At 55.8% G+C, this 13987-nt stretch carries 17 protein-coding genes and 1 pseudogene; 6 read left to right on the forward strand and 12 right to left on the reverse strand.

Annotation, left to right across the window (positions count from 1 at the left end):
• Positions 1-353 precede the first annotated feature (353 nt).
• Positions 354-881 (forward strand): invasion associated locus B family protein, encoded by a 528-nt coding sequence (locus FHS21_RS14870; RefSeq protein WP_183662469.1) that lies wholly within the window; start codon positions 354-356, stop codon positions 879-881.
• Positions 882-954: 73 nt separating this feature from the next.
• On the opposite strand, the gene FHS21_RS30425 is transcribed toward FHS21_RS14870, so the two are convergent.
• The gene (locus FHS21_RS30425; protein ID WP_210283537.1) at positions 955-1182 is read right to left on the reverse strand and encodes a hypothetical protein; all 228 of its coding nucleotides are present in this window, start codon (positions 1180-1182) and stop codon (positions 955-957) included.
• Positions 1183-1660: 478 nt separating this feature from the next.
• Here FHS21_RS30425 and FHS21_RS31535 point away from each other — a divergent pair, with 478 nt between their 5' ends.
• Together FHS21_RS31535 and cax are read left to right on the forward strand one after the other, a co-directional pair.
• Positions 1661-1792 carry a hypothetical protein gene (locus tag FHS21_RS31535; RefSeq protein WP_376772120.1) on the forward strand — a complete coding sequence of 44 codons (132 nt, stop codon included), beginning with the start codon at positions 1661-1663 and terminating at the stop codon, positions 1790-1792.
• 43 nt (positions 1793-1835) lie between these two features.
• On the forward strand, positions 1836-2927 hold the full coding sequence (gene cax, locus FHS21_RS14885; protein WP_183662470.1) for a calcium/proton exchanger: 1092 nt from the start codon (positions 1836-1838) through the stop codon (positions 2925-2927).
• Positions 2928-3016: 89 nt separating this feature from the next.
• On the opposite strand, the gene FHS21_RS14890 is transcribed toward cax, so the two are convergent.
• From FHS21_RS14890 to FHS21_RS14910, 5 genes and pseudogenes are all read right to left on the reverse strand, one after another.
• Positions 3017-4693 (reverse strand): SulP family inorganic anion transporter, encoded by a 1677-nt coding sequence (locus tag FHS21_RS14890; RefSeq protein WP_183662472.1) that lies wholly within the window; start codon positions 4691-4693, stop codon positions 3017-3019.
• 117 nt (positions 4694-4810) lie between these two features.
• Positions 4811-5212, reverse strand: coding sequence for a hypothetical protein (locus tag FHS21_RS14895; protein WP_246411046.1), 402 nt, complete (start codon positions 5210-5212; stop codon positions 4811-4813).
• Positions 5213-5310: 98 nt separating this feature from the next.
• Entirely contained in the window at positions 5311-5784 is a 474-nt protein-coding gene (locus FHS21_RS14900; protein ID WP_183662473.1) for a histidine kinase, read from the reverse strand.
• Between the two features lie 44 nt (positions 5785-5828).
• Positions 5829-5948, reverse strand: a pseudogene (locus FHS21_RS14905) (polyphosphate kinase 2); the annotation flags it as partial.
• A 161-nt stretch (positions 5949-6109) separates the two neighbouring features.
• Positions 6110-6541 (reverse strand): BON domain-containing protein, encoded by a 432-nt coding sequence (locus tag FHS21_RS14910; RefSeq protein ID WP_312879879.1) that lies wholly within the window; start codon positions 6539-6541, stop codon positions 6110-6112.
• 352 nt (positions 6542-6893) lie between these two features.
• Here FHS21_RS14910 and FHS21_RS14915 point away from each other — a divergent pair, with 352 nt between their 5' ends.
• The gene (locus tag FHS21_RS14915; RefSeq protein WP_183662475.1) at positions 6894-7424 is read left to right on the forward strand and encodes an Hsp20/alpha crystallin family protein; all 531 of its coding nucleotides are present in this window, start codon (positions 6894-6896) and stop codon (positions 7422-7424) included.
• A gap of 358 nt (positions 7425-7782) precedes the next feature.
• Positions 7783-7956, forward strand: coding sequence for a hypothetical protein (locus FHS21_RS14920; protein WP_183662477.1), 174 nt, complete (start codon positions 7783-7785; stop codon positions 7954-7956).
• 597 nt (positions 7957-8553) lie between these two features.
• Here the strand turns inward: FHS21_RS14920 and FHS21_RS14925 are convergent.
• From FHS21_RS14925 to FHS21_RS14940, 4 genes are all read right to left on the reverse strand, one after another.
• A complete protein-coding gene (locus tag FHS21_RS14925) occupies positions 8554-8745 on the reverse strand; it encodes a hypothetical protein (RefSeq protein WP_183662479.1) in 192 nt (63 codons plus the stop codon).
• 372 nt (positions 8746-9117) lie between these two features.
• Positions 9118-9447 (reverse strand): c-type cytochrome, encoded by a 330-nt coding sequence (locus tag FHS21_RS14930; protein ID WP_246411047.1) that lies wholly within the window; start codon positions 9445-9447, stop codon positions 9118-9120.
• A 369-nt stretch (positions 9448-9816) separates the two neighbouring features.
• On the reverse strand, positions 9817-10872 hold the full coding sequence (locus tag FHS21_RS14935) for an ABC transporter transmembrane domain-containing protein (protein ID WP_183662481.1): 1056 nt from the start codon (positions 10870-10872) through the stop codon (positions 9817-9819).
• A 1125-nt stretch (positions 10873-11997) separates the two neighbouring features.
• A complete protein-coding gene (locus FHS21_RS14940) occupies positions 11998-12546 on the reverse strand; it encodes a transporter (RefSeq protein WP_183662483.1) in 549 nt (182 codons plus the stop codon).
• Between the two features lie 82 nt (positions 12547-12628).
• On the opposite strand from FHS21_RS14940, the gene FHS21_RS14945 reads away from it, so the two are divergent.
• Entirely contained in the window at positions 12629-12916 is a 288-nt protein-coding gene (locus FHS21_RS14945) for a hypothetical protein (protein WP_183662485.1), read from the forward strand.
• On the opposite strand, the gene FHS21_RS31345 is transcribed toward FHS21_RS14945, so the two are convergent.
• Together FHS21_RS31345 and FHS21_RS31350 are read right to left on the reverse strand one after the other, a co-directional pair.
• On the reverse strand, positions 12913-13422 hold the full coding sequence (locus tag FHS21_RS31345; RefSeq protein ID WP_312879880.1) for a DUF1214 domain-containing protein: 510 nt from the start codon (positions 13420-13422) through the stop codon (positions 12913-12915). The two genes, FHS21_RS14945 and FHS21_RS31345, sit on opposite strands and share 4 nt — an antisense overlap.
• 62 nt (positions 13423-13484) lie before the next feature.
• The gene (locus FHS21_RS31350; RefSeq protein ID WP_312879881.1) at positions 13485-13946 is read right to left on the reverse strand and encodes a DUF1254 domain-containing protein; all 462 of its coding nucleotides are present in this window, start codon (positions 13944-13946) and stop codon (positions 13485-13487) included.
• Positions 13947-13987 lie beyond the last annotated feature (41 nt).

Genomic DNA, 13987 nt, shown 5'->3' on the forward strand with positions numbered 1-13987 from the left:
AGTGCGGTTGCGAGGCGGCACTCGCCCTCTCATGGAGGGGCACTCCACTCCGATTGAGTGTCCTAACGCAGGTGACCTGATGATGTCATTGCTGGCTCGTCTGGCGCATCTTCCTGCTGCCCGTCGTGGATAGTTCGTGTTTTGATGATGACGACCGAAGCAGACATCCCGACCAAGCCTGCTCGAAGTGACACCATCTAAGCGTCGCCAATCCACGTAGCATACAGTAGGTTACGCGACTTTGATCCGCTGGTGTGTCAGTGAAGACATTGGAGGAGCAACACGTTTTTGGAGCGATGCAATATGTTGCCATGTCCACAGAACAATTCAGCCCGCAAACGAGGGGAATATTTATGCGAAATTTCATGACACTCATTGCAGCAACGTCAGCAGCAGTTTTGTCTGCGACGGCAGCCTACGCACAAGACGCAAATCCTCTTCCCAAGGCCAGTGATGTGCTTGTCCGTTATGGGGACGATATCGAGGGCTGGACCGTCTATACAAATAAAACCCGCGGAGACTGCTTGATCGTGCGCTCGGATGGCCCAAGTTCGGTGCAAATGGGCGTTACCGCAGATCAGGCGGTCGGGTATCTCGGCGTGTTCACGAAGCAGGATATCGGCCTGAAAAACGGGAACACCTCAGACATCTTCGTCTCCATAGACGGCAATCTCTACAAGGGTGTGGCCACCACCACGAGCGGAGAACTCAAGGGCGGACTTTCTGGCGGCTACATCCTGACAGAAGACCCGAAGTTCAAGCGCGACGTGGCGAAGAAATACACAATGATCGTGTTTCCGGAAACCAAGGGAACGTTCGTCGTCGATCTGAAGGGGACTTACAAGGCAATGGCAGCGGGAAAAAAGTGCCTCAAGCATTGACCGCGCGCTGGTAAGCGAATGCACTTGCGGTCGGGTTCTTCTCGTTTTGGCCTTAACTGCGCAGAATGGGTTGCTATGCCGCCAGTTGTCCGTATCCCGTGAAATCATAGCGAAATTTCTTCACACAACGAGGCATTACGGCGGGACCTGCATGTGTTCCAAAACCAGGCCCGTTGCCTCTGGACGGCGTCGCGAAGATCAATATGGCCGTATGATCGACCGCAATCCCACGCTCGGCCATCATCTCCTCAAGATTGCGCAGGCTCAGATTGTATCCCACGGCGATGTAGCCCCGCTTCATATTCAGGCCAATACGTTACCTGGAATTTCATCTTCCGGACGTGACGACGGCGAGCAGCATTTGTGTTTGTGGACAACAATCGACGTGAAAACGATCCAATCTGCCTATCGCCGAACCGTTAAAAACCATTCATGTACCAACGCCGTGGGACATGGCATTTCCGAGCCCCAGCGCGGTCCTGCCACCTAGCTGCCATTTGATCAATTACGCAACGTTTTACCGTAACGTACTTCTGCTACCTACCCGAATGCCTATGATCATCTTAGTCCATCTAAGACGCGAGGTGCGATGGGATACAGGCAGACTAGACGCAATTTTTTCAAAGCGCTGTATCAGCAAGTTCGGGTGGTTTGGCCGATCTTGTCCGGGATCATCGCAGTGATGGTGGTGTGCGGGCTTCTGGCCGGGTGGATCGAAGGCTGGCGCGTGACCGACACTCTCTACCTTCGTTACAGGTCTCACCATTGTCTATGGCGATCTGACGCCGCAACATTTTTCATCGCGCGTTTTAGCTATTGTGATCGGCTTTTGCGGCATCATCCTGACTGGGCTGGTCGTGGCGGTCAGCGTGGAGGCATTACGTTCGACGGTCGTTGAGAGCAGTCCATAACCGTGCCTGCGCTTTTTGTGTCTTTTGCCGGAATGGAGGGGTCATGAACCATCTGTGGCAAGAAATCCAGCACAACCCGATCCTTTGGCTGCTCGCCCTCGTGCCCTTTGTTTTTGCGGCGAAGATGGCCAGCCCGGAAGCGCACACGCTGCTTTTTCTGCTCGCGGTATTGGCCATCATTCCGCTGGCGACTCTGCTCAGTCACGCGACCGAGTCCATTGCGGTCAAAACCGGCGATGCGGTCGGTGGCCTCCTCAATGCAACGCTCGGCAATCTCACCGAACTCATCATTGCGCTGGCCGCACTGCGCCTTGGCCAGTTCACCCTGGTCAAGGCTTCCGTGGCTGGAGCAATTGTTGCCAACACCCTGTTTATGTTAGGAGCATCTTTCCTGCTTGGGGGACTGAAGTACCACATTCAGGATTACAATCGCGTCAATGCGCGTCTGCAAACAAGCCTGCTGTTTCTGGCCACCGTGGCCCTGATTATCCCCTCAGCAGTTGCCTCTGCCGATTATGAAGTGCCGTCGGAGTTCATGCAAAAACTGAGCGTCGGCCTCTCAGTCGTCCTGATCATCGTCTATGGACTGGGTCTCGTATTCTCACTCAAGAGCCACAGCGAACTCTTCGGCAGCACAGAAGAGGCTTCGGAGGAGCAGCCTTGGCCGCTCAATGTGGCCCTTGCTACACTGGCCGGTGTGACGGTGTTGGTGGCGCTCGTCAGCGAGGTCTTTGTCGAATCGGTTCAGGAAGCGGCGGTGACATTCGGAATGACGCCCGCATTCGTGGGCTTTATCGTCGTGGCGTTAGTAGGCGGTGCGGCGGAAATGGCATCAGCCTTTTCGGGCGCTCGCAAGAACAGGCTCGATCTGAGCGTTGGCATTGCGCTTGGAAGTGCTGCACAAATCGCCCTATTCGTTGCGCCAGTCCTCGTGTTGCTGAGTTACGTCATCGGGCCAGCGCCGATGGACCTGCAATTCTGGCCGGGCGCGGTCGTCATGGTGCTCATCGCTACGATGACGGCCACCATCGTCACCAATGGCGGGCACTCCACATGGTTCGTGGGTGTGTTGATGTTAATGGTTTACCTCATTCTTGCAATGACGCTGTATTTGCTGCCGCCTGGCGGGCAGTAGCGGACGTCTCCCACAGTTCTTGAATGACCTTCTTGGCGGATTGCGGAAGGTTGGCCACTATTGGCGGTTGCATGCGAGCAGTCCGAGTATCAACCACCGTCGGCGGCGGGCCGCGAGGAAGTGAGATATCGCAGAAGGCCGGCTTCGGCAGTGGGAAACATGCGATCCTTACCAACATGGTTGGCGAAGCCGGACCTCCGGACGTAGTCAAGCACATCCGGATTCAGGCCAGCCAACCATATCGCAACTCCCTCTTCCGCAAAGCGGCGTTCGCCATCGATCATCATTTGCAGCGCAGAATATTCGATATCGAAGACCCGGCTGAAGTCGAGCATCAGGACGCCTGGCTTGTCTTTGGCAACGAGTTCCCGGATACGGTCGCCGACCTGCTGGGCGTTTGCGAAGAACAGTCTTCCTTCCGGACGCACGATCAGAAGACCCTCGAAGGTTTCGTCATCCGGATGCTCTGGCGATGCTGGGCGCAGCAGGTCCTCCCCCCGTTTGCGGCCGATCACGTGGATGCGCGGACGTGCCGCCTGACTGGACAGGCCAATCAGCGACAGCACGATCGCAACGACGATGCCCTGAAGCGTACCGAATGCGAGCACGCCGAGGAAGGCCGCGAGCGCCCATCGGAACTCCATCGTTCGCACCTTGCGGATCGATGCGAATTCGAGCGGCTGGATCAGACCAATTGAATAGACGATCACGATCGCCGCGAGCACAGCCTGCGGCAGAAGCCCCAAGAGCGGGGCAAGAGCCAGCATGGTTGCCGCAGAAGCAGCAGCCGTGACGAGAGATGCCTTCTGCGTCTGCCCTCCGACGGCGCGCACCACCGCCGTCTGCGATGTCCCGCCGCCGGCGGGCATGGCTCCGAAGAAAGCGCCAGACAGGTTGGCCGCGCCAACGGCGAGAAGTTCCCGGTTCGCCCTGATCGGCGGATCCGAACGGACAGCAAAGGCCCTGCCGGCGGCAATCGTCTCCGTAAAGCTCATTAGCGCTATACCGATGGCCCCGGGGAGCAGCGTAATCACGAGGTCCGGGGTTGGCAGGGTTATGGAAGGCAACGATTGGGGAATGAGACCGACCGTTGCCACACCGGCACCGCTCAGACCACCGAACCAGGAAACGGCGATTCCGGCGGCGACCACCGCCAGCGGCGCGGGCGAGTGCGGCCAGATGCGTTCCGTAATCAGGAGCACGACTAGGGCCGTGACCCCAAGTACCAGCGTCGCAAAGGAGCTCTCGGGAAGGTGCTGGACGAGACTAAGCACGTCGCGGAAGAAGCCCTCTTTCGCTATGTGGATGCCGAAGAGCTTCGGCACCTGATCAAGCACGATCACGAGGCCGATGCCGGCCTTGAAGCCGGTCAGTACCGGCGTTGAAATCAGGTTTGCCACGAACCCGAGACGAAGGACAGAAGCGACAACAAGCAGGGCTCCGGTCAGGGCGGTGAGGGTCGCAGTCGCTGTGATCAGCTTTGCGGGGTCTCCGTCAGGCACCGCCATACCCAGCTCTGCGGCGGCGAGTATCGCCAGAGTGGTAGTTGAGCTGGTGCTCAGGACCCGTGACGTGCCCAGAAGGGCATAAACGATCATCGGAACAAAGGCGGTGTAAAGCCCTACGCTGACTGGCAGGCCAGCCACCGTCGCATAGGCCATGGCTTTCGGCAGGACAACCGCCGCCGCCGTGAGCCCAGCGACCAGGTCGGGACGCAGCCCGTGGTCAGGCTTGTGAGATGGATTGTCCGAGCCGTGGGGTGCCATTGCGCAACGCTCCTATTGTCCGTGGTGCAGCTGTCGAACCAGTCGCTTCGGTACGCGCATCACAGGCGCTGGATCGCAACATTGCTAGGTCCCCAAGTATTCGCAAATCTCCCTCAGTCAGTTGCAGCCTCTGTTGAGAAAGAATCGTTCCACCGATCTGAGAGCGCTGCCTGAATATTCCTGCGGATCCAGATCGGCTATCAAATCGGAGAACGCAAGATTTGCGTTGGGACTGTCGATATATCTCTGAAGCAGTGCGCAATGCTTGTTTTCCTTTGCGACACGCAGGGCGACAGCTTCAAGGAACCCGATGCAAAAACCGTGTTTCAGCTCGTCTCGCCTGTCTCTGCACATTGCCTGAAGTTTGGCGAAGGTCGGCTCGTCTGCGAGCGCAGGGTTACCGAAGCTCGCGCCAAGCACGAGGGTCAGGGCAATAGTCGTTCCAATGGTTCGACGGACCCTTATACGCGCGCTTTCTTTCTTACCGGCCTTCTCGGCATCGCGGACAACAGACGGCATTTTCCACCTCCAGACTTCTGGGCAAACGTCGTTTACCGCCTGCAGCGGCAATCGCATGGATTGGCGGCGCGAAGCGGCCGACCATCAACAAAGCCGTCTCAAACGCGATCTGAACCCCAGTTCAGGAAGAAGCCGACATCGCCGGGCATTCCGCCGGGGAAACTGATGACCATCGCCTTGAGCTTGAAACCCTGCGGCTTGGCAAGTCTCTGATAGCGGTCATAAAATTCCTTTGCCTTGCCTTGCAGTGTTTCCGGCCAGTCCTTGTCGCCGCTGTTTATTGCACGACCGCTGTCCGAACAAAGATCCGATGAAAAGCTATAGACCATAGCCTCGAATTTACCCGCCTGGACTGCATTTGCCACAAGCCGGCGAACCGCGAGGACGTCTTCTTCGCTGACGTGGTTCTTGAGGAAATCTTCGGCGAAGTCGGTAGCCTTCTTCTCCTGTATTGCCTTTGCTTTGGCCTGTTTTTCGTCTTCCTCCCTTGCCCGCCGAATGACTTCCTTGCGAATCTCCTCTGCGCTGGGGGGCATCGCGTTCAAATCTAGGGGTTCTTTCTTCTCTGGCATCTGCTTGATCCTTTTTGGACTAATTTGTTTAACGGAGATCGCCTTCAAGCCACGTCGGGGACTACGGCGGCGGTAGCCTCTGGCGCGATATAGTCGTCGGGCCGCTTTTTCCGCTTGCCAAGATCCGGTGCGTCAAATTTTACCCGTTCGTAAGGGATCGACTTACGCCCGGCGCAAACCAGGCTGCTCGCGCCGCTGCCTTTCGTTCGGTCCACGCTTTCACACGACCTTCGAGCTTCACCCACCGTCTGTCACATTCACCGTTATGGTGTTTGCATCCAGCATCGCATCTCGCTTGAAAGCGAGCTCAATCCGCTTCTTGATATCAACTATGGTTGCCACCCGAACGACCTTGCTTGTTGGAAACGCTAGGTAAACGCCAGATGGCACTTTCGGCAGCGTCTTTCTGATACTGGCATTCGAGCCTGGTCAGATGCACCCATCCTTGTCTTACTTCCACTTGTACCTTGTTTTCCGGAATCACGATGTTCCAGTTCAGCATGTCGACGGTTCGCCGGGCAATCTCTTCATCCGTTGTGGCATGCACGTTTGCGGGTGCCACTTCGATTTCCTGAACGACGGCTTTTACACCCTTCACGTGCAATGCCGCATCGCGCACGGACATTCGCTGAGCAAAGGACATAACGTTACCGCTTAAAGTGACGATTCCGTCTTTGACGGCGACACCCAGATTGGCGGCATCGATGCTCGGTTCGTAGTCAAGTTCGTCGATGATACTTAAAGAACGGTCTGACATGAAACCCTCCTTAGCAGCAAAATATTTGGCCTTTATATCCCACCAATGTTGGAGCCAGTCATTGATCCAGCGCAATGCAGGGTGGGTAAATTTATCCCAGCAACGAAGTCTCTAGACCGTTCAATCGCAATAGCGCGGCATATTGATCCGAATCAATGCTGCCGGATCGAGATCATGGTTTGATAATTCATTGTCTGCGGTCGCGCCAAGCCTTCTGGCAGGAAACCGGAAAGCAGATCTGATTAGTGATGCGACGTCTGGACATTGGGCAAGTTGCGTTGTGCGTTTCTGGAGTGTGCCCAGGCGTGAGCGGCAACGAGGTCTCTGCAACCTCAGATAAAGGAGAAAGAATATGGCCGATAAAATGACCAAACTACCAATCAAGTTCGACAAGAAAACGAGTGTCACTTCAAGTTCGCCGCGATCAACATTCGAGAACTTGCGGCATGAAATCGATCGGATTTTCGATGACTTCAGTCCTTCCTCGTGGCGGTTTCCGTTCGGACGGTCGGTCTTCGGGCTTGACGTTCCTCTTCCCGCAGCATGGCAGATAGCGCCGGCGACCGATATGGTCGAGAAGGACAAGGAATACGAGATTTCGGCAGAACTTCCAAGAATGGATGAAAAGGATCTCGAGATCAAACTTTCAAACCTTAGCTTGTCCATCAAGGGCGAAAAAAGCGAGGAGAAGGAAGAGCACGAAAAGGACTATTATCTTTCTGAACGACGCTATGGATCCTTTCACCGCGTCTTCCAACTGCCTGAAGGGGTGGATGCGGACAAGATAGAGGCGAGTTTTTCCAAAGGCGTACTCAAGCTGAAGCTGCCCAAAACCGCTCAGGCGCAGAAAACCAACAAGAGGATTGCCATCAAGGCAGCATGAACTGCGCTTGCGCACCAAGCGGTGCCCTGACGTCAATAAGGGAAGGGTATGAACAAAACCTTCGAATGTAGAAATGCGCCGTTGTCGTGCGGAACGCTGTCTGAAGCCTTAGCCTCAGACAGCGCTTGAAAGAACGTCGCCGTCATCGCCGTTCCAATGATCAATACTATGATCGCAGGCCATCAGGTCGAGCTCACATTTACCGTGGTACAGGCCGATCGATACGGGGACAGACGGTGCCGCTCGCGACTTAAGGCAAGGTCTCACACACACCCGGCAGTCGCCTCGTCGGCATCGGCCGCGGCACCAGCTTGGGCATCTTTGCAGAAAGTCTGCGCCGGGACGATTAGGATGAGAAATGACTGCTGCAATGGTCAATTGGCTTCTGTTTTCCACGTCGTCTGGCAATCAATTAGGCCCGGAATTTTCCGATGCTTATGATTTCCTGCTGATCGCGGTTTCGAACCTGCATCCCTGGGGCGGATCGATCGAAACAAGCCTTCGCTACAGATCAAGCGCACTGGCCGATTGAGGGCTGGTGCGCGCTCTGGCGCATCGCGGTTCTCATTCACCGATCTTTGTGAATTGACTTCGCCTATTTCGAACGCGGCTATTGCCGCCCTACGTCAAGTCGGACGGACACGCTATCCTCGGCAGGGATCAGCTTCCCTTGTGCCACAATCGCCGCATCCAGCTTTCCCTTTTCAAGAGCCAGCAACTCCAGGAGAACGTGCCTTTTGAAATCGTCTTTCTCTCTCAGGAGCAAACCAGTAAAGTTGTTAATGTTTTCTGTCGCTATAAAAACGCTACTCATAGGGGTTGCCTCGCTTTCATGATTGGAGGCGGGAACCAGCATCTGAGGAAGGCTAGTAGACAATATTTATACCTATCGAAGGCTGCTTCGGTTGGGATGCATCCTCTTCTCCGACTGGAGTTGATGTTAATCCTGGCGGACAGCAAGTCAACTGTGACAGACAATTACAGACCGCCGCTTTTGTGTTTCCCCACTGTCGTATTCAACCTTAGCCGCTTTACCATGTTGTCCTGAACATGCGAATTGAGCCACTCTGCAATCTAGGCAATAAAGCTTCGCTCCGCTTCAGAATGCAGGTCTGTTTCCTCCATCTCGCTACGCGCTTGCGATTGATAAACGCGCCCGGAGGTCGCTGCCCTGTTCTCGAGTGGGAGGATGCACTTCGAACGTGACGTTGACCGGAATGAGATTGAGCAGTTCGGCATCGCCATCGTTGCGCGGAACAAGGGCCTTCGCGCCATCACAGACGACCAGCCATGTGCTTCGTGGGATTTTAACGTATTCCATCTTGCCTCTCCCTCTTTTGAATAATTCAGACGTCGGCGTGCAGGGTTCATTCGCATGTGTGACAAAATTACCCTGCCGCCAACATTTTCCCGGGTGAGGAAGGTTTTTCGGCTTCTATGTTTGCTCCCTTAGGCGTCTCCGTTTTCAGCACTTGCCGCTAAGGGCGCCGTAGGCGAGATCGAACGTAGAACGGGGATCGCACCCATCGTTCGCGGTGATCGCGGTCAACGCGCTTTTCGCAACCGGCGCGAGCAGCAGAAAGTTCGCTGAACACGTTGGCTACGGACCTTTGCGCGAGCCGATCACGACAAAGGGCGGCGGTACCTTCTTCGCAGTCGCCAGCTTAGAAAAGAATGGTTGTTCCGCATGGAATTAGTGCGTTTGGCGCCGAATGTAAGCAACGAGATCGGCAATCTCGGAACGTGTGAGCGAAAGGTTCGGCATGCGCGAATGATGGGGGTTCGCCAGGAAGGCGGAAAGCGTTGCCTCGTCGAAACGACCCGACCCACTGATTTGAGCGAAAGTGGGAACGGCGTCAGAGGCATGCCGCTGCCCGGGCGCAACGACGTGACATTCCGCGCACCAACGCTCGGCAATTCGCCGGCCGTTGGCGCTGTCGGCCTCAACGCTGCCGCAGGCGAATTGCATGACAAGCACCATAGCGGCGCTCAAGCACACCACGCGTCCATATCCCATTCGCATCGCGCCCTCTGCTCCTCACTTGCGCTGGTTGCTTACTCAGCGCACTCCGTGTTAGATCTATATTTACACAGGGCTTCGCTCAGAAACAGCGAGAAACGCACTATAAACTTAATTGCTAGCGAAAGTGCAGGGCAGAAATCCGGCTTGATCTTCAGGCACCGGAATGCCGACTCCAGGTCCGCAGTTAACCTTTTCGTAGCCAGCGCCATGGCCTTGCATGGATTGCACCATTTCTGCCCTAAAATCACTGATCCCTGGAATGACGCTTTCCGATTCAGAAGGCTAACATTCGGTATCGATCTCTGAATTTCTGGCCCGGGACATTCCGTTGACGTCTAGGACCCGACTGCGCTGTCCAAACAAGCACAGCTATCTACCCGGGAAGCGTGCAATCATTGCCTCCGCATTTGCCTGCTCATGATCACGGGCAAGCAGATGCACCCGGTGGGTGTCAATATCACGTATGGCACTCGCGATGAGGTGATATTTTGCACCCGTGACGGTCAAATCGCGAAACCAATTGACCAGCTCGCTCCATGGTTCGCTAATCCGAGACAATCCCGATAAAAATGCTACAACCGTACCCACTTCGGTCTGTCCGCTCACAACAAACCAGCCGCCAATTCCGAGGACGCTTGCAGTACCAATCTGGTTCAAGAGATTCATCAGGAAGTTCATGGAGAATTTGAGCTCGAAGATCCCCATGTTCAAAGAGAAAATATCATCGATCCTCTGCCCCTGGAGCTCTTCTGGCAGTTGACCGTCAACATCGTCCCAGATAATTCCCCCACTCACCGCGCGCATGGTTTTGATCCGCATGGTGACTCGGCGATTTATGGCCGCCTGGATGAGCGGTACAAAGATCAATTGGGGCGTTATCATCACGAGAGCCACAAGAGCCATGGAAGGTTGAATGTAAACCATGTATCCGGCGACGGTTAGAAGCAGTCCTCCCTGCAGCAAGGGCTCTGACGTGTAGACCCCCACGAAGCCACCGATCGCGTCGGCTTCGGCAAGCATCATCGAGGTCTCAATGCCAACATCCTCGGCTCCGGCGCGGTCCAATGGCATACGACTTGTTAGCGTCTGGACGGTCAGACGCAAACTTCGGACGGCTTTCTCGCCAACCCAGCTGCGATATATGTTCATCAGGAGTTTGATAAACCCTTGGGTAAGTGCCAGTCCTATATAGATCAGGGACAGCGCCAATATGGGACGATAATCGCCGCCTTTGACAGCTCCATTGACTATGCGACGCTGGATTTCGAGCGGCGCGGCATCCAGCAGGAAAATCAATATCGACATCGCCGCGAGCGCAATTTGGTGCCAGCTGCTGAAACGGCGGACGAACAACAAAAGGGTTTCAGGCATCAGCTTTGCCGGGAAGACAGTGTTAAGCCACAGGCTATTTGTGAAGGTAGGCATTTTTCACCGCACAACCCCGTTATTTCCAATACGATCTTTTGTTCGAATCTGTCCTAAGCAGAGCGCCGCACTTGGCACCGTTATAGCCGGCATCGGCGTGAGTCTGGGACACCTGCGAGTATGGTCCGACCTTGGGCGCGACCCGCCCTTCAACACATTCTTGCTGATTTCGCGCATCAGACGTCAGCCATTCTCATCCTTGGGACGAACATCGTTACCTTCGTACGCCTTAGCGGGCTGTCCGCACTGATTTGGATCAAACAAGACATGCAGAAAACCCATACAGAGCGGATCGCATTGCTACGAGAATCGTGGTGCTGTCACGTACGGACACACCTATCGAATGGTGACAGTTAATCTTCCCAAGCGAGTCAGTCGACTTTGCAGGACCATTAAAAAGTATGGACCCGCTGCTTCTGTCTGCAGTTGCCGAAGGGACGAGCCTGAAGCGCAGCAGTGACGCGGATCCAACGGTTATGACTTAGCGGCGCAGACCTGGTTTCTTCTTCACTGGGATTTGCCCGCACCTCATCACAACATAGGTATCTTTGACAATCCCAAGAACATCGCCTTGATATCGATCAAACTCACTCCGGGACTGATGCTTTTTCTAAAGAGATGACATCGTAGCATTTCGCTTAGCAGCAAGGGCGAAGTTGGGGCCGTTAGCACAAATCGCGCGTTTTTCAGAATTCAGACCTTCGCCAGATGCTCCGGAAGCATCCGTGCGTAGCAAGCTTGCCTCCAGAATGGAGAATATCGCTCCATGCGGCGTTCAGACGGGATTGATCGAAGGTGGAAGCGGGAAGGCACCATTTCCGCCGTCGCTGCCAAATGGGGCATCCACGAGCCAAGGGCGCAGCGCTGCTTCAGCGATTGGGGCGAGCTGAGGCCCCATGGCCGATCTTGCAGAAAAGGATACGCCTGGCAATCATCCAAGCCCTGATCGCTCGATCCACGCTCACGCTGCAGTTAGTGGCGTCACGACACGAAAGTGGTGAAACTGTCCGACTTTTGACAACGTACACGGGTGTAGCTCGCATTAAACGTCCTGTTTGGATTTTGGGAACACGCTCCGCGTCTCTTCTAGATTGCCCTCGGCGTCACCATCAGGACGAACTTCCCTCAAAACACGAAATTCGAGACGACCCGGAAACTTCGGCCATCCAGGCCGTCGGTATTGTGATACACGAATTCTCCGTAGCTGAACTTTATGGAGAACGACGAGGTCACGTTGACTCCGAGAGTAGCTCCCAGCCCCAGAGACTTCTGTGCGTCGTCATTGGCGATACCGTTGGTTGATGTCTCACCTCCGTAGACGTATAGCGCGTCAAGCGAGGCCCAGAACGTTCTACCGAGATTGCGGGTGACGTGGCCTTCGAGCGTGAGGATCGGGTCCTGGCTCGTGTCGCCACTGTCGTCAAAGAACGTGATCGAAGGTACGAGCTCCAGCGTCGCCAGGTCGGGGTCGAGCATCGATGTTCCGAAATAGTAGCTTATCGGCAAGCCGATCTGGCCAACCCATCGATCCGCGCCGAGATAGATGATCTTGTCCCCGCTGAATGCCCCGGTTGGTGCGTAGACCTTGCCCAGCGGCCCGATCGAAAGTCCGGGATCGTAAGCCGCCCACGATGAAGTCACCGATCCCGGAGCTCTCGCCTTCGAGATCGCCAAAGGCAGTCTCCAGCCTGCCGGAGACCTTGCCGGCCGGAAGCACGACGAACAGAGCACCTAGATTACCGGCTATGTTCATGGAATGGGTATATTGGACCAGGCCGACACCAATATCGATATCGGCGCCGCGGAGCGCCGTGCCTGGACCGAAAGATTGGTTGCCCTCATGGAAGAGCCCGATCACAGTGATCGCATTGGTGCCTTCCGGCACAAGCTGGTAGCCGCGCGGCCCGTCGTCTATGGCCGCCGCGTCATGATAGGCACACAGCAGCGCCGCTACAGACAAGATGACGAATCCCCCTCACACTCGATCCCCTTAAAAGAAAAAAACATGTCGAACATCGCGCGTTGGCGACACGCCCCCACTTAATTTCCGCGCTGTGCCTCCGGTAACTTCCAGCCGCCGTCGAGGATCTCCTTGCGCGGGCGGTAGAGCCGTACGGTGTAGTTCCAGCCCTCCACGATCGGCAGGCAATTCGGAGTTCCCTCCCTGCAGCCGCCGAACTGGACGGTGAACGAGCCGTCAGAGTTCGGCCTTGCCGTTAGATTGTTCAACGAATAGGCGTTGAGGTCGTTCTTCTCGAAGAAGCCTTTGGCGTTGTAGACGCTGACCGACCAGAAGCCATCGACTGGAACATCCTTGACCGTCAGCTTGTGAACCGTCTTGCCATCATTGTCCTTTGGATAGAAGCTTTTATAGACCGCAGCATAGTCCGGATTTCCGCCCCATCCGATCGCGGTGCCGATGAGATGTGCGACCGGATCCACCTCGGCACGTGTGCCGAACATGGCGCCCTTGTCGTCTCCGCGCAGCGGCGCAAGAGCATTGAGGGCATCGCGCACCTTGCCTTGCGACACCGGATCCCAGTCCGGCACATCGAGCTTCCCGGCGCTCGTCTGCTCGACCTCGATCGCATCCTGCAGCGCGTTGGCGGCTTTCAGGTCCGTCTGGTCCTCGGGATCGGCAAGCGTGCGGACCAGCAGGAAGACATAGCGCGTCCCGACCTTGTCCCTTGTGTAAGTGAACTGCCCGGAGCATAGACGACTTCGACTGTGTAGTGGTCCTCTGAAATGACCTGCATCGACATGAAGCGCTTGCCTGGATCTGGCAGCGCAATGGTCACGGGAGCCGCATCGAGGTCGAAGATGCCGGAGGAGTAGAGCGTGTCGCGGTTCATCCGGACCACGTCCTGCTTGTCGATCGCGGCCATGGTCCGGCTATGGTTCAGTTTCCCGAACTCTCGCGTCTTGAAGTAGAAGTCGGTCTCGGCGCGGACGAAGTTGCCGACGGTGACTGTCTTTGGCTCGTCGGCGGCCAGGACCGGAGACACCACCAGCATGGCTGCCCCGACCATTGCAATGAAACCTGCGATACCCAAGGTTGCACTAGCCCGCGTCATTACAAGATCTCCTCACCGTTTCGGATTTGCGTCGTCCGTGC

This window comes from Phyllobacterium trifolii (assembly GCF_014192095.1).
GTDB classification, from domain to species: domain Bacteria; phylum Pseudomonadota; class Alphaproteobacteria; order Rhizobiales; family Rhizobiaceae; genus Phyllobacterium; species Phyllobacterium trifolii.

Excerpts from the sequence above, each read along its gene's own strand:
- FHS21_RS14870 (WP_183662469.1), top strand. The coding sequence starts at position 354 with ATGCGAAATTTCATGACACTCATTGCAGCAACGTCAGCAGCAGTTTTG.
- FHS21_RS30425 (WP_210283537.1), bottom strand. The coding sequence starts at position 1,182 with ATGAAGCGGGGCTACATCGCCGTGGGATACAATCTGAGCCTGCGCAAT.
- cax (WP_183662470.1), top strand. The coding sequence starts at position 1,836 with ATGAACCATCTGTGGCAAGAAATCCAGCACAACCCGATCCTTTGGCTG.
- FHS21_RS14890 (WP_183662472.1), bottom strand. The coding sequence starts at position 4,693 with ATGGCACCCCACGGCTCGGACAATCCATCTCACAAGCCTGACCACGGG.
- FHS21_RS14895 (WP_246411046.1), bottom strand. The coding sequence starts at position 5,212 with ATGCCGTCTGTTGTCCGCGATGCCGAGAAGGCCGGTAAGAAAGAAAGC.
- FHS21_RS14900 (WP_183662473.1), bottom strand. The coding sequence starts at position 5,784 with ATGCCAGAGAAGAAAGAACCCCTAGATTTGAACGCGATGCCCCCCAGC.
- FHS21_RS14910 (WP_312879879.1), bottom strand. The coding sequence starts at position 6,541 with ATGTCAGACCGTTCTTTAAGTATCATCGACGAACTTGACTACGAACCG.
- FHS21_RS14915 (WP_183662475.1), top strand. The coding sequence starts at position 6,894 with ATGGCCGATAAAATGACCAAACTACCAATCAAGTTCGACAAGAAAACG.
- FHS21_RS14920 (WP_183662477.1), top strand. The coding sequence starts at position 7,783 with ATGACTGCTGCAATGGTCAATTGGCTTCTGTTTTCCACGTCGTCTGGC.
- FHS21_RS14925 (WP_183662479.1), bottom strand. The coding sequence starts at position 8,745 with ATGGAATACGTTAAAATCCCACGAAGCACATGGCTGGTCGTCTGTGAT.
- FHS21_RS14930 (WP_246411047.1), bottom strand. The coding sequence starts at position 9,447 with ATGCGAATGGGATATGGACGCGTGGTGTGCTTGAGCGCCGCTATGGTG.
- FHS21_RS14935 (WP_183662481.1), bottom strand. The coding sequence starts at position 10,872 with ATGCCTACCTTCACAAATAGCCTGTGGCTTAACACTGTCTTCCCGGCA.
- FHS21_RS14945 (WP_183662485.1), top strand. The coding sequence starts at position 12,629 with ATGGGTATATTGGACCAGGCCGACACCAATATCGATATCGGCGCCGCG.
- FHS21_RS31350 (WP_312879881.1), bottom strand. The coding sequence starts at position 13,946 with ATGACGCGGGCTAGTGCAACCTTGGGTATCGCAGGTTTCATTGCAATG.